This is a genomic window from Chloracidobacterium sp., assembly GCA_016720705.1.
Lineage (GTDB): Bacteria > Acidobacteriota > Blastocatellia > Pyrinomonadales > Pyrinomonadaceae > OLB17.
Genome location: JADKKB010000008.1, coordinates 94,693 through 112,864, shown reverse-complemented (window position 1 = coordinate 112,864; position 18,172 = coordinate 94,693). Strand labels below are relative to the sequence as shown.

General features: G+C 53.5%; 29 protein-coding genes and 4 pseudogenes. 8 read left to right on the top strand and 25 right to left on the bottom strand.

The window, feature by feature from the left end:
* A partial coding sequence (locus IPQ00_18070; GenBank protein MBL0242471.1) for a hypothetical protein occupies positions 1-382 on the top strand: 382 nt, incomplete at its 5' end.
* Between the two features lies 1 nt (position 383).
* Here the strand turns inward: IPQ00_18070 and IPQ00_18065 are convergent.
* The 10 genes and pseudogenes from IPQ00_18065 to IPQ00_18020 all read right to left on the bottom strand — a co-directional run bounded on the left by IPQ00_18065 (position 384) and on the right by IPQ00_18020 (position 4,209).
* Complete coding sequence (locus IPQ00_18065; protein ID MBL0242470.1) at positions 384-521, bottom strand: hypothetical protein; 138 nt, start codon at positions 519-521, stop codon at positions 384-386.
* A 50-nt stretch (positions 522-571) separates the two neighbouring features.
* Positions 572-902 (bottom strand): annotated as a pseudogene (gene nuoK / locus IPQ00_18060) (NADH-quinone oxidoreductase subunit NuoK).
* 11 nt (positions 903-913) lie between these two features.
* Complete coding sequence (locus IPQ00_18055; GenBank protein ID MBL0242469.1) at positions 914-1,054, bottom strand: hypothetical protein; 141 nt, start codon at positions 1,052-1,054, stop codon at positions 914-916.
* Positions 1,045-1,254, bottom strand: coding sequence for a hypothetical protein (locus IPQ00_18050; protein ID MBL0242468.1), 210 nt, complete (start codon positions 1,252-1,254; stop codon positions 1,045-1,047). Before IPQ00_18050 ends, IPQ00_18055 begins: the two co-directional genes overlap by 10 nt.
* Positions 1,251-1,460: an NADH-quinone oxidoreductase subunit J gene (locus IPQ00_18045; protein ID MBL0242467.1), complete on the bottom strand. Its 210-nt coding sequence runs from the start codon at positions 1,458-1,460 to the stop codon at positions 1,251-1,253. The genes IPQ00_18050 and IPQ00_18045 overlap by 4 nt, the downstream gene beginning before the upstream one ends.
* Before the next feature lie 64 nt (positions 1,461-1,524).
* Positions 1,525-1,844, bottom strand: a pseudogene (locus IPQ00_18040) (NADH-quinone oxidoreductase subunit H).
* A 22-nt stretch (positions 1,845-1,866) separates the two neighbouring features.
* Positions 1,867-2,073 carry an NADH-quinone oxidoreductase subunit H gene (locus IPQ00_18035; GenBank protein MBL0242466.1) on the bottom strand — a complete coding sequence of 69 codons (207 nt, stop codon included), beginning with the start codon at positions 2,071-2,073 and terminating at the stop codon, positions 1,867-1,869.
* A complete protein-coding gene (locus IPQ00_18030; protein MBL0242465.1) occupies positions 2,070-2,270 on the bottom strand; it encodes an NADH-quinone oxidoreductase subunit H in 201 nt (66 codons plus the stop codon). Before IPQ00_18030 ends, IPQ00_18035 begins: the two co-directional genes overlap by 4 nt.
* Positions 2,271-3,585: 1,315 nt before the next feature.
* Positions 3,586-3,744: a hypothetical protein gene (locus IPQ00_18025; GenBank protein ID MBL0242464.1), complete on the bottom strand. Its 159-nt coding sequence runs from the start codon at positions 3,742-3,744 to the stop codon at positions 3,586-3,588.
* Between the two features lie 90 nt (positions 3,745-3,834).
* Positions 3,835-4,209 (bottom strand): molybdopterin-dependent oxidoreductase, encoded by a 375-nt coding sequence (locus tag IPQ00_18020; protein MBL0242463.1) that lies wholly within the window; start codon positions 4,207-4,209, stop codon positions 3,835-3,837.
* A 481-nt stretch (positions 4,210-4,690) separates the two neighbouring features.
* Here IPQ00_18020 and IPQ00_18015 point away from each other — a divergent pair, with 481 nt between their 5' ends.
* The gene (locus tag IPQ00_18015) at positions 4,691-4,852 is read left to right on the top strand and encodes a hypothetical protein (GenBank protein ID MBL0242462.1); all 162 of its coding nucleotides are present in this window, start codon (positions 4,691-4,693) and stop codon (positions 4,850-4,852) included.
* Positions 4,853-5,229: 377 nt separating this feature from the next.
* Positions 5,230-5,418, top strand: a complete 189-nt coding sequence (locus tag IPQ00_18010; protein MBL0242461.1) for a hypothetical protein — start codon at positions 5,230-5,232, stop codon at positions 5,416-5,418.
* A 196-nt stretch (positions 5,419-5,614) separates the two neighbouring features.
* On the opposite strand, the gene IPQ00_18005 is transcribed toward IPQ00_18010, so the two are convergent.
* The 13 genes and pseudogenes from IPQ00_18005 to IPQ00_17945 all read right to left on the bottom strand — a co-directional run bounded on the left by IPQ00_18005 (position 5,615) and on the right by IPQ00_17945 (position 12,129).
* Positions 5,615-5,971 carry a hypothetical protein gene (locus IPQ00_18005; protein ID MBL0242460.1) on the bottom strand — a complete coding sequence of 119 codons (357 nt, stop codon included), beginning with the start codon at positions 5,969-5,971 and terminating at the stop codon, positions 5,615-5,617.
* Positions 5,972-6,079: 108 nt separating this feature from the next.
* Positions 6,080-6,484: a hypothetical protein gene (locus tag IPQ00_18000; protein MBL0242459.1), complete on the bottom strand. Its 405-nt coding sequence runs from the start codon at positions 6,482-6,484 to the stop codon at positions 6,080-6,082.
* A 90-nt stretch (positions 6,485-6,574) separates the two neighbouring features.
* Positions 6,575-6,733 (bottom strand): hypothetical protein, encoded by a 159-nt coding sequence (locus tag IPQ00_17995; protein ID MBL0242458.1) that lies wholly within the window; start codon positions 6,731-6,733, stop codon positions 6,575-6,577.
* Positions 6,734-6,756: 23 nt separating this feature from the next.
* Positions 6,757-7,050 (bottom strand): hypothetical protein, encoded by a 294-nt coding sequence (locus IPQ00_17990; GenBank protein MBL0242457.1) that lies wholly within the window; start codon positions 7,048-7,050, stop codon positions 6,757-6,759.
* 445 nt (positions 7,051-7,495) lie between these two features.
* Positions 7,496-7,816: a hypothetical protein gene (locus tag IPQ00_17985; GenBank protein ID MBL0242456.1), complete on the bottom strand. Its 321-nt coding sequence runs from the start codon at positions 7,814-7,816 to the stop codon at positions 7,496-7,498.
* A 58-nt stretch (positions 7,817-7,874) separates the two neighbouring features.
* Positions 7,875-8,060 carry a nuclear transport factor 2 family protein gene (locus tag IPQ00_17980; protein MBL0242455.1) on the bottom strand — a complete coding sequence of 62 codons (186 nt, stop codon included), beginning with the start codon at positions 8,058-8,060 and terminating at the stop codon, positions 7,875-7,877.
* Positions 8,061-8,111: 51 nt separating this feature from the next.
* The gene (locus IPQ00_17975) at positions 8,112-8,456 is read right to left on the bottom strand and encodes an NAD(P)H-dependent oxidoreductase subunit E (GenBank protein MBL0242454.1); all 345 of its coding nucleotides are present in this window, start codon (positions 8,454-8,456) and stop codon (positions 8,112-8,114) included.
* Positions 8,457-8,534: 78 nt separating this feature from the next.
* Complete coding sequence (locus tag IPQ00_17970; protein MBL0242453.1) at positions 8,535-8,750, bottom strand: hypothetical protein; 216 nt, start codon at positions 8,748-8,750, stop codon at positions 8,535-8,537.
* Between the two features lie 2 nt (positions 8,751-8,752).
* A pseudogene (nuoD, locus tag IPQ00_17965) lies at positions 8,753-9,977 on the bottom strand (NADH dehydrogenase (quinone) subunit D).
* A gap of 102 nt (positions 9,978-10,079) precedes the next feature.
* A pseudogene (locus IPQ00_17960) lies at positions 10,080-10,396 on the bottom strand (NADH-quinone oxidoreductase subunit C).
* A 222-nt stretch (positions 10,397-10,618) separates the two neighbouring features.
* A complete protein-coding gene (locus IPQ00_17955) occupies positions 10,619-10,813 on the bottom strand; it encodes a hypothetical protein (protein ID MBL0242452.1) in 195 nt (64 codons plus the stop codon).
* 184 nt (positions 10,814-10,997) lie between these two features.
* Positions 10,998-11,645 carry an NADH-quinone oxidoreductase subunit B gene (locus tag IPQ00_17950; GenBank protein MBL0242451.1) on the bottom strand — a complete coding sequence of 216 codons (648 nt, stop codon included), beginning with the start codon at positions 11,643-11,645 and terminating at the stop codon, positions 10,998-11,000.
* A 7-nt stretch (positions 11,646-11,652) separates the two neighbouring features.
* Positions 11,653-12,129 (bottom strand): NADH-quinone oxidoreductase subunit A, encoded by a 477-nt coding sequence (locus IPQ00_17945; GenBank protein MBL0242450.1) that lies wholly within the window; start codon positions 12,127-12,129, stop codon positions 11,653-11,655.
* Positions 12,130-12,404: 275 nt separating this feature from the next.
* Here IPQ00_17945 and IPQ00_17940 point away from each other — a divergent pair, with 275 nt between their 5' ends.
* The 5 genes from IPQ00_17940 (at position 12,405) to IPQ00_17920 (ending at position 15,555) form a co-directional block, all read left to right on the top strand.
* Positions 12,405-13,280 carry a hypothetical protein gene (locus IPQ00_17940; protein MBL0242449.1) on the top strand — a complete coding sequence of 292 codons (876 nt, stop codon included), beginning with the start codon at positions 12,405-12,407 and terminating at the stop codon, positions 13,278-13,280.
* Positions 13,281-13,355: 75 nt separating this feature from the next.
* Positions 13,356-13,556, top strand: coding sequence for a sulfur carrier protein ThiS (gene thiS / locus IPQ00_17935; protein ID MBL0242448.1), 201 nt, complete (start codon positions 13,356-13,358; stop codon positions 13,554-13,556).
* Positions 13,557-13,730: 174 nt separating this feature from the next.
* Positions 13,731-14,501, top strand: a complete 771-nt coding sequence (locus IPQ00_17930) for a thiazole synthase (protein ID MBL0242447.1) — start codon at positions 13,731-13,733, stop codon at positions 14,499-14,501.
* 366 nt (positions 14,502-14,867) lie between these two features.
* Positions 14,868-15,107, top strand: coding sequence for a MoaD/ThiS family protein (locus IPQ00_17925; protein ID MBL0242446.1), 240 nt, complete (start codon positions 14,868-14,870; stop codon positions 15,105-15,107).
* Between the two features lie 7 nt (positions 15,108-15,114).
* Positions 15,115-15,555 (top strand): molybdenum cofactor biosynthesis protein MoaE, encoded by a 441-nt coding sequence (locus IPQ00_17920; protein ID MBL0242445.1) that lies wholly within the window; start codon positions 15,115-15,117, stop codon positions 15,553-15,555.
* Here the strand turns inward: IPQ00_17920 and IPQ00_17915 are convergent, their stop codons facing one another.
* Positions 15,556-16,104 carry a bifunctional (p)ppGpp synthetase/guanosine-3',5'-bis(diphosphate) 3'-pyrophosphohydrolase gene (locus IPQ00_17915; protein ID MBL0242444.1) on the bottom strand — a complete coding sequence of 183 codons (549 nt, stop codon included), beginning with the start codon at positions 16,102-16,104 and terminating at the stop codon, positions 15,556-15,558. It abuts the gene before it with no gap.
* A gap of 82 nt (positions 16,105-16,186) precedes the next feature.
* A complete protein-coding gene (locus IPQ00_17910; protein MBL0242443.1) occupies positions 16,187-18,046 on the bottom strand; it encodes a hypothetical protein in 1,860 nt (619 codons plus the stop codon).
* Positions 18,047-18,172 lie beyond the last annotated feature (126 nt).

The window sequence follows — 18,172 nt, the reverse complement described above, 5'->3', positions numbered from 1 at the left end:
CCATCAAAACGCCCCAGTCACCGATGCGGTTCATTACAAAGCCTTCTTTGCAGCCTTACGCCTCGTCCTTTTGATGGTAATTCCGATCAAAAGATATGAGCAAAGTCTCTACGCCTTCCCATCCGACGAACATCAGGAGGAAATTATCCGCCAGAAATTGACGCCTTCGCATTGCGAATACAAAGAGGTTCAGGTACAAAGAAGCGGTAAAACCCCGGATCGCTCCTTCGGTATAGCCGGTCGCGAATATGTGGATCAGCAAGCCGACAAATGTTATAAAACAGGCATGAGTATGGCCGACAGGTGGTCCATTCCGAGCCCGAAGTCAGCCCGGAAATTCTACCTGTATCCACGTCCAGATCTGACTGGAGTACGGGCTTGAGTCAGATAAACAAAGCTCCGCCATCGGCGACAAACGCTATGTAGAACGCCACCGCTACGACACCACGATCGAGCCGGCACGCCACAGCTCCGCTAAACAACGCGTTCTTGAGCCGGCCGCCGATCAGCCAATTGATCACGGCAAATTTGACGCCAGCGGGGCAAAAATAATTAAGCTAAAAGGTTATTTTCAGTCAAGAAGGTGGTACCACTTCCTCAGCAATACTTGCGCCATCGACGTCGACCGACTGTTTGTTTCGGAAAACGCAATGAATATACCGAGCCCGACGGTGGCGTTTCTGGGGCGGCGACGGGGATCACCATAAACACGAAAAGCTGTCCGGTCATATCGCCGTAATATCGTGAAAATGCCACGAATGTCTGATTTACGGCATTGAGCATCAGCTCGATGCACATAAACATCCTGATAAAGCGTAAAGTTTGAAAACAACGCCGACCGCCTCGATCGTGAACACATACTCCTGTTTGTGCCAGATAATCAAATACAAACTTGGTTCCATTTTCGTTTAGATCAGAGGCTTTCTTTCAGCCTCAATTCTTGCTCTTCCGTTATCGATGACCAGTCTGAGCTTGGGCTGACTTGAATCAAGCTCCCATAAGCGATCACCGAACCGATGATCGCTATCAGCAGCATCACCCCGACTATCTCCACCGGCAGCAGATATCCTTGTACATTGCCTGGCCGATGCTCAGTGTCTTACCCACCGTTTGTGCCTGATCCGACGTACAGCCCGGAGCCCGCATCACCGCGTAGTAGATAAAGAACGTCTGATCTAGCAGCAGTGCTCCGAGTCCGCCGCTGAATGCCCAAAGATACTTGCTTCCAGTCTTTCGGGTTTGGCTCTTCGTCAAGATTGAGCAGCATAAGGACAAAGACGACCAACAACACCTATCGCTCCGGCATAGACCAGGATCTGCACGGTCGCGATGAACGGTGCTGCTAAAGTCACATAAATGCACGCGAGCGAAATGAAAACACCAAATTCAGCGATCGCGCCAAAGATCGGATTTTCCGGTGATATAACATCGAGATCGCAAAAGGATCGCGAGGCCGGCAAATACAAAAAATAAGGCTGTCGACACCATAATGCTAGCTATTCAAGAAATAGACCATGATGATTGTCATGACGACGTTTGGCCAACGCGACCGGAAGCCAGAAACTTCCAACCAAAGTTCATCAACTGCTCAAAACGGAATCGCGGAAGCGTGCCGCGAACCCAGATATAGAGAATAGAAACGTACAGATCTTAACGACAAATGCCACAACGCTGATCGCGGCATACGGGATCGAACCGGGTTCGACCAGATGGCCAAGGCCCGGAGATACCAACCGCCGAGGAATAGTACGGTGGCTACTAATTTCATTGATACCGTAAACATATTCACGTACTTCCGGCCATAAAGAACAGTGCGAATTTGAGCGGACGAATATTCTCGGTATGAAATCCCGCCACTAACCTGTCTCAGCTCTCCGGCAGGTCAAACGGGGTGCGGTTTGTCTCCGCAAAAGCAGAGATCAAAAACACTACGAAACCGATGAACTGCGGGATGATAAACCAATGGAACGGCGAATGTATCTGAGCGAAGACGATGCTGTTCAGATCCAGAGTGCCTGAGAGCATCACAACGCCGAGAACGGATGCTCCTAATGCGAGTTCGTACGAGATCATCCGTGGGCCGACGAGCGGAGGCCGCCCATCAGCGAATATTTATTGTCTGACGACCAACCCGCGAGCGATGCCGTAAACACCGACCGACGGGATTCCGAGCACGCCAACAGCACGCCGACATCGATCTGTGAGACCGTGAGCGGCATATTCCCGGCTTGTTCGGGCGACCCGTGCCACGGTGGCATCAAAGCGGACATAGGCAATACCTGAAACGTACGGCACCAACCACCATGAGCGGATCAGCGATACGCGGCCCGAAAGGGTACACGACCACATCGGCATCAACGCACAGGTCAGAGCGACGAAAGGCCAGAAAAATAGACAAATTTCGTCGATTGATCGGGCGTCAGGTCTTCCTTAAAATGAACTTCAAATAGGTCGGCGAACGGCTGGAATAACTCCTCAGGGGCCGACGCGGTTTGGGGCCTAAGCACCCCTCATCCAGCCCAAAAAAGCTTTCGTTCGGCGAGCACCGTACAGGCGACGACCATCAAGTCACCGCCAAAGGCGGCTCCGATCGCAGCACCGAAGACCAAAAACGGAAATACAGTTTTGATAACAGATTCCACAAACAAAAACTATTTACCGACCAACGACCTCGTCGGCGGCACCCGACCTCGGCTTTAATCGGCCAAAAATTCATCCAGCGGTTTGCCGTCCAGGGCAAACTGAAAGGAGCGGTGATACGAGCAAATTGCCGGGCTTCGGGTTACCGTGGGTTTTCAGCAGGTGAAATTGCTCGGTCTTGCCTCGTCATCGTCGTCAAACGATGAAGTTTGTGCCCGACCTGCGGCGTTTCCGGTAATTTTCTCGGTATCGCTGCTCATTGATTCGACACGTGCCTTGGGTGCAGGTCACCGCACCTGAACGTCAGGTGAAGCATGACGGCGTAGCTTGTCCGGTGTTGATTCGATTCGGTCCTCGAGGGCGGGCGACGAAGCCCTTCATAGGCCGGTACGCTCTCTGCAAGTGACTTGAACACCAGCGACGCTGAAAAATCGTAACCAAAATCAACCCCCATTTCCCCAGCGATGAGCGACGGGCTTAACTTCAATCCAATTTTGAAAACTCGCAGGCTTTCAGGATTGCCTTTCGTACACGCTGCACGTTGCCGGCGTTGTTTGTAAATGTACCGTCGATCTCTTAAAAACTCGCGATCGGAAACACGATGATCAGCAAATCTGCCAGCCGTTTAAATCATAAACAGTTCCCGCACGGTACTAAAATCCCCTTGCCCGCAAGGCCATCGGTTGACTGGAGACTGCCGCCGATCGTGCAAAGCCTTTGACCCGCTGACCATTTCTGATCGGCCGGATCTGCTGCCCGGCATCATAACGTGGGCACCAGACGGAATTATTGCATTTCGCAAGCGGATGGTTTACACGCGGTTTTCCTCTTCACTCTGGCAAATTTTGCGGCCGTCTCCTGCACACGAGTTCCTGAGCCTTCGGCCGACAGTTCGCGTTACCGACCATAAAGACCATCACCTTTGAGCGTCATTGATGGTCTGCCCTACGGCGGCGATCTCACCGGCATCGATACCAAGTTTGTCGGCGACGAGCGAGTCGGCTGATGGATCGGCCAGTGCCAGGGCAAAGCGCCATCGCCGTGCCCGGATTCACGGGCAATGAACTGCGTTACACGCCAGGTCAGGATTGATCGGCGTATCATTTACGCAGATGAATTTTGCCCCGCCGTTTCGGACTGCTTGTCGGATCTATCCTATACGTGTAGGTCTGTTCTTCTTCGGGTTCGCCTCGATCAGCGTACCGGATGACCTTTGGCATAACGGAGCTCCTTGTGCGTACAGAGATCGACGCTCAGGTTATCAAAGATCGAATTTAGCTTACCATCTTCCGCGACCGCAAAATTCTCCGATCCGGCTGCTTCCAGAGCAAATCGCTTGAGCGTAAAAACGCTCTCGTTGGTCAATCGCGGACTGGCAATAACGCCGACCGACGTGCCCGCCGCCTTAAACTTTTCGGCAGCGAACTTGACCGCTTCGTCCCAGGTCGCCGGGATCAGCTTGCCGCCCTTTGTAAGGTGGATTAATGGTGTTCTGATCCGATCTGCGTGACCGATACGGCCGTGTGCAAAACGGGCTTTGATGCCGGCCTGGAATCTTCGCCGTTCAATCCGTTTGCATAACGCTCGCGCGACGCATCCGGTGGACTACGCCGCCGCGGAACCGATGCTCAATCGCATACCGTCCGAACTGTAAACGTCGGTCGAAGTGATCTGATCCAGTTCCCAAGTACGTGTTTCGTGTCGATAGACACCGTCCAGAAGCGGGCTGGTCGGACAGACCTCGATGCAGTTCGCTGCACTGCGAACAGTTGGGCTTCAACCGCCGGTACGCTTCCGATGTGATTGCGTTATCTCTGCGGTTGTCATCCTCGATCGCGTCCTCACCCATCCACTCGTCACAGACGCGTGCAGCGTTTGCATAGGATGCGGGTCGCCAGTGATCGTTGGCGATGATCGGCGAAAGATATATTTTTTTCGGGCTGCGGGGACTTGCGCTCGGTAAATCGGCTCTTCGATATCGCCCCAGTCGAAAATCACCTCTGGCAATTCGCACTCGCCGCCGCGATCACATACTTGGGCAATCGGGTGGATGGTTTGCAAGCAGGAATTCGCCCATCGAGCGTTGAGCCTTTCGACTTCTTCGCTGTCGGTGGTCACGACCATTCCATCGGTGCAAGATAATGGTGCAAGACGTCTGGGGCTTGGGCATCTTTTCGATGCGGACCAGACACATTCGACACGACGCCTGTAGAGCGAGATCCAGCAATAGCAGAATGACGGGATCGCAAAGCCATTTTCGCGGCAAACGTCGATCAGACGGGCTCCCTTTCGACCTCGAGTTCCTGTTCGTTTTTGTGACTTTAATAAGTTCAGTTGACATCAAACTTTTCTCAAATATTGCGTTTCCGTGGCCTTTACTTCTATGCCATCGGGCGTGATATTGATCGCTGTACTAACAAAATATCGTTATCGATGAGTGTGTGATCCTGACCGCTAACTTCATCGTCGTTGATCCCAAATGTCTTTCGTCGGTCGCCGCCCTCACTTCGCCACTGTTTCCGGCCTTGGCGGAACTATCCCAAGGATTTCGCATGATAATTGAATATCGGCATTTGCCGCAAGTTTATTATGCTCTTCGCAAATAAACTTGCGTCGACACCGGTTTCAATATCGACGCCCCGTATATCGCGTCCGCGTATCGGTCTCAAGCGACCGTTTGGTTACGACACCGTCACCATTTGGGAGCATCAATTTCTTAAGCTCGTCGCTCGTGACCTTATCACCGCTAGATTTCGTTCGAAAACGACGCGGGCTTGAACATCGTGATCCAATTATCAGTCCGCCGATCGCTTTCCGAGCACTACAGGGTCGAGCGAATCACAGCTACAGTCGGCCCCAACTATGTTGAACAAGGCCGGTGCAGTTGCATTTAGAACCCACAGCCAACGCCTAGATTAACCGCTTTGCCCTCGTTAACGCCGAGGCAAAAACTGCACTGCCAAACGCCGTTCGGCTAGCTAAACTCCTGTGGAAAGCGTTTATCGTTGATCGCGTTCCAACCGTATCGGCTCCATTCCTTCGGGTTGTAAAGATCAACATGATCGGTTTCAAAATTCTCATCCGTCACTCTAAATGTTCCGGGTGCCGGCAGCAACTGATAGGCCGACGGGATCGAAAAGATCAAATTTCGTGGTTTTACCTGGACAAACGGCAAATTGATATTGATGCCGTGATGCAAACCCGTCGACCAGTGACCTGAGTGCCAGTGCCGACCCTCGCTCGGTGTCCCTAGTAAAACTACTCTTTCGAAATTCTTAGCACCGGCCCAAGTCGGTTGCGGCTTTCGGATTACCCGCCGGCAGGTCAACATCGCTTTACATTGCCGCATATCGAGTAATGATGCCCCATCGAGTGAGCAATTACGTTAAACTTCAGATCCGGCCGCTTCAGTTTGAGCCCAAGGCGGTGATCTCGCGTATCAGCAGCCGCATTTCGACGTTATCCTTTCGCCAATCGTAAGGGGAAAAACGTAGATCGACGCTTTATCACCATCGGTTGTAGGGTTGCCCACGACTCTTCGTGGTAACCGCCCTTGGCGATAAGTGCTTCGGATCAGGCCGCCATAAACGTCTATTCGCGGAAAGATGCCGATCTTGATGCTCCGCAGAATATCGCCCCGCACAAGGGAGTCCTGCGATTTTAGGACATTGGCCGTGATCGGCAAGCGTAGATCATCGTCTTTCGACCTCGGAGCCTTAAACCAGACGACCTCATTCGTCCGGCTATTTATCAATTCAGAACCGGTCAGCCCGGAACTATTATCACGGGCAGCTTTTCCTGCCCCAGGATCGCCGCTGACAGCAGCAGGATCAAGAAACGGCAAAAAACAAAGGTTTTATCGCCCGTCGTTGCAACATCAGATATTTGCGATGACCTCGTTACCATTCATTTTATCGGCAAGCCATTTCTTAAATCATTCGGAAATTGCTTGATCGCACCTTTGGATCGGCCACGCCGCAGCATCAGCGAGCGGACAAAAACTCTTGCCTTCCATATTGTCGCAGATGTCGAGCAGCAACTTCGCGTCCTCGGACGCCCGCCGGGCAGCGGTCCGGTCAAATATCTTAACGATCCAGGCCGCCGCCCTCGCGGCACTTAGTACACCTTAACCGCACGAGGACTCGTGCTTATGAAATTCGATAGATTCTTAGTCGATTCCATTACATCGACAGTTTCGTCCATCACGATAAATCCCCCGACCCGACCATCGATCCGGCCACGACAAGTCCCTCGTAGTCCATTGTCACGCCTTTTCGTGAAAACTTGCTCGGCGTTGGTAATGTAAACGCTCGACCCGCCGGGAATGACCGCCTTTAGCTGTTTGCCGCCGCGAATGCCGCAGTCTTCCGTATGAACTTTCCCCATCGGCATAGCCCATCGGAAGTTCATATACGCCGGGTTTGCTTGACGTGTCCGCTGACAGACCAGGGTGCTGTGCCGCCCGATTTTCGTTCCGAGCTTCGCCAGGTTTAGCCGCCCATTTCTAATATCTGGGGCACGGCGGTCAAGGTCTCGACGTTATTGACGACGGTCGGCGACGCATATAATCCCTCGATAGCCGGAACGGCGGCTTCCACCGCGGATGCCCGGGCGAAAGCCCTCAAGCGAGCTCCAAAAGTGCGGTTTCCTCACCGCAAATATATGCTCCGGCACCCGTATGGGTGTATATATTCATCAAAACCCGAGCCCATAATATTGTCGCCCATCAGGCCGGCTTCGCGAGCCTCACCAGGGCGACATCCATTATGCCTCGATCAGATACTGTACTCGCCGCGGGGTGTAGATGAAGCCAGTCGTCGAACGAGAGCAAACCCGGCGATCAGCATCCCTTCGATCAGGGCGTGCGGATCGCTCCATCAGATAGCGGTCCTTGAACGTCCTGGCTCGGATTCGTCGGCGTTACAAACGACAAAATTTGGTCTTCGGCGAGTCTTTCGGCACAAACGACCACTTCAAACCGGTCGGAATCCGGCACCACCGCGGCCCCGAAGAGCTGATTTCTTGACTTCCTCAATGATATCGGCGGGAGCCATCTTGAGCGCCTTTCGCGAGACTTATAACCGCCGGTTTCACGATAGACCTTTAGCGTATGCCCATCTTTGATGTGCATTCGCTTGAGTTGTAATGGCTCACAGCCAATTGCCTTGATTTCCATCTTGATCTCTTACCCGATGCTGTTTGCGATCACAAGCGTATCGGTGCACTGAACAAACTTAACGATCTTGCCGTCCCTGAGCGTCCGCACACGTGGGCGAACGGCACTGGACATACCTCTTGCCGGTCTTCAAATACTTGCCGGAATAGGTCCCTAGCCCAACGACCGAATCGCCGCCGTCGATGACCTGATGCGGGACGGCACTGAAACCTTCCCCATTCGGTCCCGAGCCCCATAAATACATTCTCGAGCACCGCGTTCGGGCCGACATACGTTCCGGCCATACATAAATCCTTCAGCCTCGGTCCACGAGATATTCTCGTCGGAACGCCGAGAACGCCGGAATAGTTTCCGTTCCAAACGCTTCGCATACGCCGCTAATAACCACACCGTTGCTCGTAATTATTTGCACCCGTCGAGGATCTTGTCCACCTTCTCGATCGTCAGGTCCTCGTGGATAGTCAAATCCGATCTGCATCATCGGTGCCGTTCCGCAACTGCCGAGACACTCGACCAGCGAGACGGTAAATTTGCCGTCTTCGGTCGTATCGCCGGGATGTATCCCGAGGTTTGCTGCAGACGTGGTCGGTGATGTCGGTCCTCCCATTATCTTGCACGACAGCGTCTTGCAGATCTGGATGTGATGACGCCCTCGACGGGCCGCAGGTCAAACATCGAGTAGAACGTAACCGTCTCCCAGACGTCAGTGACCAGCAGATCAAGCGAACTTTGCCAGAAAGTTCACTCCCGGGTTATCCACCCATCCGCTCACGCTGGACGATAAAAGGAGCGGGATCAGTGCCGAGCGGAGGCGGTCGGCCGGGTATTTGGCCAGATGGCCTTTCATCTCGTCGATCACTGCCGGCGAAAATTCGGCCATCTCGTCGGTAACGAGAATTTTGTCAGTAAAACTTGTTGGAGTTGCTGCTGCCATAATTATCTATCGATCGATCCCCCAAGCACGATGTCCAGGCTGCCGATCACGGCGACGACGTCGGCTATCATTTCGCCCTCAGCCATTACGGGCAAAGCCGAAAGGTTGACGAAGCTCGGCCCGCGAAAATGCACTCTCGCTCAGGCTTTGGCCCGCCGTTGGATTTCGATATAAACGCCGAGTTCGCCTTGGACGCCTCGATCGCGTGATAGACCTCGCCTTCGGGTACGTTAAAGCCCTCGGCGACGATCAGGAAATGGTGGATCAGCGAGTCCATATGCTTACGCATATCATCTCGGTCCGGCAATACGACCTTCGGTGCGTCGGCTTTGATCGGGCCCGGCTTGAGGCGTTCGAGCGCCTGACGGACGATCTTGTACGACTCGACCAGCTCCGCATACGTACCTTAAATCGCGACCAGACGTCACCCACAGGTTCGGTCGGCACTTCGAAATCGTACGTTTCGTAACCGGAATACGGCTCATCACGCCGCAAGTCGAGGTCGACGCCGCTGCCGCGTAGGCTCGGGCCGGTCAATCCCCAAGCGATCGCGTCTTCCCTTGAGATAATGCCGATATTTTTTGTGCGGCTCTGCCAGATCGTGTTTCCGGTGACCAGTGTGTCAAACGTATTAAGAGCGTCCGGAAAATCCGCCAGAAACTGCTTTTACGCGATTATCAAATCCCGCCGGCAGATCCATCATCAGTCCGCCGATACGGAAATAACTCGGCGTCATACGTCCGCCGGAGGCCGCCTCGATCAGGTTAAGTATCTTTTCGCGCTCTTTGAACGTAAACCAGAACGGCGTCATTGCCCCCATATCGAGGCACGACGTACCGAGCCAGACCATATGCGACGCGATCCGCTGGAGTTCGCACATCAAAACGCGGATCACCTGAGCACGTTCGGGTATCTCAATGCCCAAAAGCTTTTCGGCCGCCATCACATAAGCAAGGTTATTGCCCAGCGGGTTGAGGTAATCCATCCGGTCCGTGATGACAATGCCCTGTTGGTACTTTTTGTACTCAAAGAGCTTTTCCATTCCGGTATGGAGATAGCCGATATCGGGTATCGCTTTTATTACCAACTCGCCGTCGAGCCGCAGATCGAGACGCAAACGCCGTGAGTCGACGGATGCTGCGGCCCCATCGACAAAGTCATTTGCGATTCGAGTGCGGTATCCAACACATCGAACTGGCTGGGTATATTTTCTACTGCAACGCTCATATTTTAGTGAATCGATAATCGTAAACCGTAAATAGTCGACCTGATCGCGATGGCTCTATTCACAATTCACGATTCACTATGTTCTATTTCATACTGTACGGCTCATAGCCGCAACGGATAATCCTTTCTCAACGCGTGTCCGTCAAAATCCGAGGGCAACAGGATACGCCGCAGATCCGGATGACCGGTAAATTTTACGCCGAATAGGTCATAGGTCTCCCTTCGTGCCAGTCTGCCGTTCGCCAGACCGTCGTCACCGACTCGACGCTCGGGTCATCGTCACTTAATAAAACTTTCAAGGCGAAGACGCTTGTGATGCTCGGTGCCGAAAAGATGGTAATTGACCTCAAATCGCGGTTCTTCTTCCGGTCCGCGATCTGCTCCGCAAAGGTCTGCGAGCATATCAAATCCGCTTTCATCACGGAGAAATTCGCAAATATCGACAACTGACTCGCGGGGCACAATGACCGTGACCTCGCCGTGAGCCTCGACCACTGCCAAAACCCATTCGCCGTTCTTACCCTTGATCTTTCGACAAAATCCAAAAAGAGATGCCATAGCAACTATTCCCTACCTTGACCTCGACCACTTGGCCGACCATTTACCCGCGATAACGTCCTGACCGCCCCAAGTGCCGCGGACTATGCTGCGACCGCGTCCGCTGAGATGTCCGGAGTATCGCCCGGCGGCGATATCGCCCTTGCCCTCGCGACTCGATAACCGACGATCGTGATACCGCCATTGCCCGAGTAAAACGACGCATTAAAAAATTCGCGGCCCGAGTTGCGGCGGTCACTGGAACGCCAATCGATATATCCGCTATATGTCGCACGCACACCGTGGCGTGCTCGCGGCAAGCCGCATAGTACCGAGCCACTTTAGGCCCTCAACATCCTTGCCCGTTATCCGCCAAACGCCGCTTCGGTGCGGCGAACCGCATGCCTGTCTGCCCCACTGACGCACTCGGCAAACAGCAGAGTGCTGCGAGCAACGTAAGGGCAACAAGCAAGCGTTTGGTCATTACGAGCTCCTTCTCCGTTCGTGCTTCGAGGGCACGGAATACGGCCGCGAGGTGGCATTCTCCGCAACCTCGATCTCCATCTGGGTTTCCAGGGCAGTTCCCTCGGTCACCGGCAGCGTTCCGGGCACGATCGACTCGCGCGATTCGGTCTCAAATGTGTCGCGGCGATCCTTGACCGATTCCTTCATTATCTTGTCCTGAAGCATTGTGATCGCGTGGATCAGCATTTCGGGTCGCGGCGGACAGCCCGGGACGTAAATATCGACCGGAACGATCTTGTCCACTCCCTGAACGATCGCATAATTATCAAAAACGCCGCCGGAAGTAGCACAGGCACCCATTGAGATCACCCATTTCGGTTCCGGCATTTGATCATAAATACGCCGTAGAACCGGCGCCATCTTGCGCGACACGCGGCCTGAGACGATCATCACGTCCGCCTGCCGCGGGCTCGCACGAAACGTCTCGGCACCAAACCTCGACAGGTCATTGCGCGCCGCGACCGTATTCATCATCTCGATCGCACAGCACGCCAGGCCAAAGGTCGCCGGCCACAGACTGCTCTTTCGCGCCCAATTGACGACTGCATCGAGTTTGACGGTCACCACGTCCGGCAATGATTCAAATAGTGTGTTTTCGAGACCCATTTCTTATTTACGCCGCCCTTTTGATCTCACGGTTCCGCCGTGCCATTTCCTTTGCCTGAGATCTTGCCTCGGCACGTGCCTGCAATCCCCAATCAAAAATTCCCTTTTTCCAAACGTAGATGAAGCCTACGATCAGGGTCGAAATAAATACAAGTATTTCGATAAATGCGATCGTGCCGAAGGCAATACCGGTCAAGTTCTGCTCCGCCAGAAGGCTTTTGAAAGCAACGGCAAACGGAACCATAAACAAGATTTCGATATCGAACAGGAGGAATATGACCGCAACCGCGTAAAACTTCACCGAGTATTTATCATGTGCGGATCCGACCGGATCTTTACCGCATTCATACGGCATCAATTTGGTCGCCGTTCTCTTACGCGGCCCGATCAATTGAGTAACGAGCAATTGGCTTACGGCAAATCCGGCCGCGACAAGGAACATCACGGCTATCGGAGCGTAATCCATTAGGCTGAATTCTGACATTTAGACCCCTGAACCTATCTCTTGAAAATATATCTAACGGGCAGGAAATTTCCTGCCTAAACTAAATCAGTTTAATACGCTTGGCACAAACCTAATCGTAAGTTAAGCCTGTATAGGTGTCAAGGCAGTCCGATGACGGCTTTGCCCTAATTTAGGCCACTCGGAATTCAAACTAATTCGTTGACCGCAAACGAGCCGATATGCTAATTTCAAGAGTGGCGATCCGTGCCGGAATTCCGCTATTATCCCACTTCGTAAACGGATAAAAATACACTGTGATAGCTGGTTTTAATACAGATATAGAGTTCGACGGTGTCGTGTATCACGTCCAGACCGAGGACAAAGGTTTGCCTTCGCGCAAGATAATCTCGCTTGTCTATGACGGCGGCACGATCCTCGCCAGCAAACGAACGAATTACGAAGACCTACCCACAGGTGCGTTAGATGAGACGGCGGTCGCCGAACGCGTTCAGAAACAACACACACTGATCTGCGCCGCCATTCGGGCCGGCCGACTTGAGGATCTAAAGGCAATGACCGCAAAAGCGAGTGCCGCCAGGTCAGCCGATCCAGCCCCGATACATCACGAGGCCGCGATCGTGCCGACGCCGATCGCCCGTGTAGAAACTCAACGTATAATCACCATTTTGCCGCCGGATGATCCGATCTTGTCGCCCGTCGACGATCCGATCGAACTACCTGATGCCGTTGTCACCGAGGATTTTGAGGTCGATGAATTCTTTGACGCACCGATATTTGAAGATTTCGAGATAATCGAAGACGACATTCTACTGCCGGCGGACGCAGTCGCTGTCGTCAGCGAACTGTCCGGCAAGGAACGCCCGGCCAACCAGAAACTCAGTATCGAACTTCTCGGCGACGCAAAGTTTAAGGGCGGAGACCGCATCACGGTCAGCCTTATGATCTGCCGCGGCACGGAGCGAAAGGTGGTCGCTGATGCCCAAATAATGGTCAAGGTCCTCGGATCCAGTTTTCGGCCGGTGATCTTTCACGCTAAAACGGACTCGAACGGAATGGCCAGCGTCCATCTTCAGATGCCTCGTTTTTCATCGGGCAGAGCGGCTTTGCTACTGCGTGCATCGCACAACGGCGAAGAGATCGAATTGCGACGCGTCGTACTGCCCGGTTGATCTCTCGGCCGAGAACTTCGCCTTACAAATTTGAAATTCTCTCCATCAAAGCGGAAGATTGTTCTGATGGCAAATATAACTGTCTATCTGAATGGCGAAACGCGTCATGTCACCGCCGAAACGGCCCTGGCCGAACTGCTCGACCAGCTTTCACTGCCGCATCAGCGGATCGCTATCGAACTTAATAAGACCGTGATCCGTCGCGCGGATTGGCCTAACACCACCGTCAACGAAGGTGACCGCATCGAGGTCGTGCACTTCGTCGGCGGCGGATAGTATTTATTTCGCCACAAATGCACAGAGAAAGATGCGATAAGAAGCAATGCTTTAACGCCCATTGTCGTTGAACCACCTGCGATCCTGTTCAAGTATCTCCGTGCCGTCTGTGTCTCTGTGGTGGATCTTTCTTTTGCTTTCTCATTCACTTTGCGTGAAACTTATCGTAAAGCTATGTCAGACACATTTTCACTCGCAGGCACCACATTTTCTTCGCGATTGATCATCGGGACGGGCAAGTATCGTTCGTACGATGATATGAAGGCCGCCCATATTGCGTCCGGGGCCGAGATGGTGACCGTTGCCGTCAACCGCGTGCCGCTCGACCATTCGTCCGAATCATTTCTCGATCACCTCGACCCAAAAATGAAGATCCTGCCGAACACGGCGGGTTGCTATGACGCGGATCACGCTATCCGAACGGCCAGACTCGCTCGCGAAGCCCTGGAAACCGATTGGATCAAACTCGAGGTCATCGGCGATCCGGTGACGCTCTTGCCCGACAACGAACAAACGCTTGAGGCGGCCAAAGTTTTGGTAAAAGAAGGTTTTATCGTCCTGCCGTACTTCACCGATGACCTGATAATGGCCAAAAAGCTGCTCGCCGCCGGCTGTCCGGCCGTGATGCCGCTTGCCGCCCCGATAGGTTCGGGAATGGGCGTGCAAAACCCTTCGAATCTGCGGATCATGCGTGAGCAATTGCCGGACGCGATCATAATCGTCGATGCCGGTGTCGGCGTCCCAAGCGATGCCGCCATCGCTATGGAACTCGGTGCGGACGCGATATTGATGAACACCGCCATCGCCGAAGCGACCGACGCCGCTGCGATGGCAACAGCTATGAATTACGCCGTCCGGGCCGGACGCCTGAGCTATCGCGCCGGTCGTATGCCGAAACGCCTATATGCGTCGGCATCGAGTCCGATCGCGGGAGCGATCAAATGAGTTCTGGAAATCGGAAATGCTAGACGGATATATTTATCAGAAGGAATGGAAAGAATATCGCCGTCGCCGAAACGTCAGTTTGCTGGCATTCTTTCTGGCATTTCCCATTTTCATATCCATGGCATTGGTTTTGCATCTTTTTGGTGATGATCTAAAAGACCATTTAGCGTTGCAGTTGATAATGTTTGCGGGGTGGGCTGTAATCTATTTATGGGCGGTCGGACGATTTAACACTTGGAATTGCCCAAGATGTCATAATCGATTCTTTACTTACTCGTTTTGGGTCACCAGCCCTATATTTTTGGCTAAATGTCGTAGTTGCGATCTTCCCAAATACTCTGGTTCGACCTTTGGAATTGGTGTTTAATGAGAGTGATTTTTCGTTTTTTTGGTGCTACTGCGGACGTCGTCGGACAGCGTAGCCTGGAAAAGTCTCTGCCGGATGGCGAGACGTCTAAAACTGTCTTCGACCGGATCAAAGACGAGTTCCCAAAATTGAGCGGATACAAACTGCATTATGCTTTGAATCAAAATTACGCCACCGGCAAAGAGATCGTTCATGATGGGGACGAACTTGCGATCTTCACCGCAGTTTCGGGTGGATAATTCTAAAATGGACTTTTTCGAACTGACAACCGATCCCCTCGACATCACCGCAGTATCGCGACGCGTCGTACCGCCTGAGTGTGGAGCGACGGTGACGTTAGACGGATACGCCAGACGATTTACCAGGGATAAAGCTAACGGCGTGGTTCGCGAGACCGAGTATCTCGAATACGAGGCTTATGAGCCGATGGCTTTGAAAGAAATGCAGAAGCTCGTAACGGCCGCCAAAGATCGATTTGAGATCTCAAACGTCGGGATAGTCCACCGTCTCGGCAAGCTCGAGATCGGCGAGACAAGCGTCGTCATATCGGTCGCCTCACCGCACCGCAAAGCGGCATTTGTCGCCTGCGAATGGCTCATCGTCGAACTCAAACGTACTGTCCCGATATTTAAGAAAGAGGTCTATGCCCACGGCGAACACTGGGTCGAGGGCGATGTCACCGCCTGATCAGTCGAGTTGGCTGAGCTTTTCATTGGCCATCGCGACAACCTCGTCGAAAAGCTCGTCAAGTTGATCGTTTGCCCCGCGAAGTCCGGCGACGACGTTGACCGCCCACTGCACGTATTCGACCCGCCTCTGCTTGTCCCAATCCTCGGCGGGACTCACAATGACATCGCGTACATTGCTGATCTTGTCCGCAATTTTGATCACCTTAGCACCGTAGGAAAGGTGAGGTGCGTGCTCGATCTGGAGTTGTTTACGTTCGTGTTTCGGGAGAGACTTGTCGTCGCTCACCTCAAGGACGTAACTCGTAACTGTCTCACCAAACTTCTCGTCGATCTCGTCGCCGGTCACGCCACAATCTTCGACCGTGTCGTGCAGCAATGCCGCCGCCAAAATGTCCTCGTCATCTACGAGTCCGACATTAGCGATCATATTCGCAACTTCGATAGGATGATTGATATAGGGCTCACGCTTGGAACCCTTTCGAAAATGTCCGGTATGATTCTCCGCCGCAAAGCGGGCCGCGTGTAGTACTTTATTTAGGTTATTCACACATCAGAATATCAATCTGCGTTCGAAAGGTCAACGAAGTTTCGTGCTCCGTCGGGCAATGTCGGCAGAGCATTTTGCCGCATCATCGAATGACCTCGATCGCGATCGTCTGCGAACCGGTGACGAGATATTCGCCATCGGCAAGCATCTGATCGATCACGGATCGCTGAGTCGCTGCCTTTGACCCGCCGACGCTTCGGTCATTGTTGATGGTGGCAAGCATCGAGGGCGGCAGATTGGGCATCTCGTTGGCACCGATGACCGCACCCGCGACAGTTCGGTAACCGTAAACATAAAGCCGGTCAGACCGCTTTGCGAGGTTGATCGTCCTGATAAGTTCGGCCGCCGATATTGGCGTAAACTGCTTGATCGCAGCATTTTCTTGTATCGACGCTCCGTCGCCGATCATCAATGACAAAGGGCCGGACGGAGCATCTGCCGGTATCGCGACGACCGCCGAACGAGTTTCCAGATTGCCGCCGTCCGTCCTGATAAAAAGGTTCACGGTGATCGACTCGCCCGGCCGCACCTGCGTCCGATCGACCGCCACACGTTCGAGCGAGGCCGCCTTGCTGCCCTCAGCGATCGAGAAGTTGAGATCGACATCGGTCACGTCAATTCCCGCAAGGTTACTCTTTAACAATAAAGCCAGCGGGACCGCCGCCGTTGCAGCCGCAAGCGCGGCCGCCTGATTGCCCGTATATCGACGTTCGATCCGGACGCTTTGCTCACCCCGGATACTGATAGTGCCGTTAAGCGTGACAGTCATATCGCCCATACCGCGTTCCTGAGCCGCGATGGCATTGAGTGCACCGACATTGACGACGAGCGGAGCCAGAAAATCATCGATGCAGGACTCAAACCTCACAACTTCGTTACGGCCGCGGCTGGTCACGATCGCAAGTTTTACCGGCAACATCTTGGGCGCCTGGCCGAGCGTGCCAAATATACCGGTCGCGCGATCCTGCGTCAGAGCTCCCACGGCATCGTCGGCAACAGCGAGTTTGAACGAATTGTTGGTATTCGGCACGACCACGACGACGTGCGACTCTGCCATCGGCAGGTCGGTCGATCCTAAACTGAAGTATGGGTGGCCAAAGGCATAGATCTTGCGGTCGTCTCGAAGTGTCACGGTGCCGGCGGCCGCGATCGAGATATCGCCGCGGGCAAGCTGTACAACGATCGAATCACCTCCGAGGAGCGTTTTTTCGTCAAAGGGCTTGAGCGGAGTTATCTTGTTACCGCCGCCGAGCGATGCAACGGGCATAACGCCGATGCTCTTAAGTTGCGGGGCAAAAACGTCCAGCGTCGTCTGAGATATTCCGCTAAAGGTCATCGGCGTCGCGATCGGCACAAATGTCTGTCCGGCCACCGAACTCATCCTCGAGTCGGTCGCCATTCCCGACACAATGTTCCCGGCGTTCGAAAAGGTCAACGGTGCGTCAAAGCTCAGCCTTGACGCGGTGATATCTGAGAATTTTACGGCGCTGGCCGCAACGGCAGGCTTTGCCGCAGGTGCCTGTTCAAATATCGATATCATCTGCTCGATCGGCGTAATGCCGCAGATCGGTTCCTTGGCAAACGGAAAGCTGTACGCGATCGCGCCGATGAGTTTGCCGTCGATGTACACCGGCGAACCGGACATTCCGGCAAAGACAAACGTCCTCTCGGCCAGTGCTCCGCTCAGGCGACCGATTATCATATCCTGATGCGGCCCGACGGCACCCGGGACGACGCCGAGTATCTCGACGTTAAAATCCTCGGGCTCAGACCCGCGAAAGACCGTTTTGGCGATCCCGCGGGCACCTTCCCGGACATCCGCGAGCGGCATTATCGCCACTCCGCTCTGTTTAGCGGCAGACGCAGTTGTTTGTCCGAATGTGAGGGTGCCGAAGGCCGTTAGAAATACGATCACGGCGGCCGATCTGAGTATGTTTCGCATCAAAAATTATCTTCCTTAAAACTAGCCCATTATGGTAACATCGTAAGAGCCTTATCGAAAGCATTCTTCTGTTTTGCTTTCAGTGTCCTGCAAATGCGAGTGGGTCTCCTGTGACTTTTCGCAAAT